Annotated in this window: 1 protein-coding gene; it reads left to right on the top strand. The window is 40.8% G+C overall.

Annotation, left to right across the window (positions count from 1 at the left end):
* Positions 1–88 precede the first annotated feature (88 nt).
* Positions 89–1,423, top strand: a complete 1,335-nt coding sequence (locus I6F41_RS17885; protein ID WP_182684616.1) for an IS4 family transposase — start codon at positions 89–91, stop codon at positions 1,421–1,423.
* Positions 1,424–1,434: the final 11 nt, after the last annotated feature.

Genomic DNA, 1,434 nt, shown 5'->3' with positions numbered 1-1,434 from the left:
GAGTAATGCCGATCAGTTAAGTAATAAAAAGCTTGACGATCGGTAAAATGAGATCAGAATCCTATGATCACAGGTCATAGGATTTTTTATGCAACTTGCTCACGAATTAGCTGCTACCCTCGATGCATGCAACACATTTCACACATTTGAAAAGTACGCCGAAATACTCTCCCCTGAATTAATTGAACACGCTTTTCAACAGGCCGGTGTAGCAACCATTAGAAAACGCCGTCTACCTTTAGAGGCTGTACTATGGTCAATCATTGGCATGAGCTTATTCAGACAACGTTCAGTTTGGGATATAGCGACTCAAATGGACATTATGTTACCTGATAAAAAACCTTTACTGGCACCCAGTGCAATCGTGCAAGCTAGGCAGCGTCTAGGCTCAGAAGCCGTTAAACAAGTATTCCTAGCAATGGCAAAGCAAAGTTATCAAAGCGATAAGTTTGAAACATGGGCAGGGCTCAATTTACTCGCTGTAGATGGGGTTGTCTGGCGGACAACAGATACACCTGAAAACCATGAAACATTTAAAGCTCAAAGCAATGGGCGCAGTGAAAATATCTTTCCGAAAATACGTATGGTTTGTCATATGGAAGTCACCAGCCATCAACTTATCAACAGTGCATTCTCTGATTATAGAACCAGCGAAATGGTACTCGCTGAACAGCTTATTGAGCAAACACCCGATAACTCGTTAACGATATTTGATAAAGGGTATTATTCTCTTGGGCTACTAAATCGTTGGCAACAAGCAGGAAAACAACGCCACTGGATGATACCCGCACGCAAAGATCTTCAGTTTGAAGTGGTAAAGAAAATAAGCCCGAATGACTTACAGATACGGTTGACGTCGACCCCGCAATCTAGAAAGAAATTTGCTGATTTACCTGCTCATGTTGATGCTCGCTTGGTTACTAAAACGATTAAAGGAAAAACTTATCGCATTCTGACGTCTATGATTGACCCAATGCGCTTTCCCAGTGAGGAAATGGTTGAATTATATTGTTATCGCTGGGAAATAGAACTTGGCTTTAGAGAAATGAAACAAACACTATTGAACAGTAAATATACCTTGAGAAGCAAACGGCCCGATATGATAGAGCAAGAATTATGGGGGATATTACTGGCATATAACCTCATAAGACAAGCGATGACAGAGGCTGCGAGCAAGCTCGATAGTGTGTTACCAAATCAACTAAGTTTTGCGAGTTGTTCAATGGCAGTCACCCAGTATTTTGCAACGATACCACTGACATCACCTGGGAATATTCCCAAGCACTACACGTTATTAATAGAGCAGTTAGGTTACTTTAAATTGCCACAAAGGCGTGAAGAAAGAAGCTATAAAAGATGGTTAAAACCCAAACCATCAAAATACCCATCTAACAAAAATAAAAATACCAGTCAGCTTAACTGACTGGCATTACT

The sequence above is a fragment of the Pseudoalteromonas sp. SCQQ13 genome (assembly GCF_015864415.1).
Taxonomy (GTDB): domain Bacteria; phylum Pseudomonadota; class Gammaproteobacteria; order Enterobacterales; family Alteromonadaceae; genus Pseudoalteromonas; species Pseudoalteromonas nigrifaciens.
Note: the sequence above shows the minus strand (reverse complement) of the source record. Positions and strands in the feature narration are given on the sequence as shown.

What these genes read in the sequence shown, in the direction of transcription:
- I6F41_RS17885 (WP_182684616.1), top strand. Translation starts at nt 89, where the DNA reads ATGCAACTTGCTCACGAATTAGCTGCTACCCTCGATGCATGCAACACA.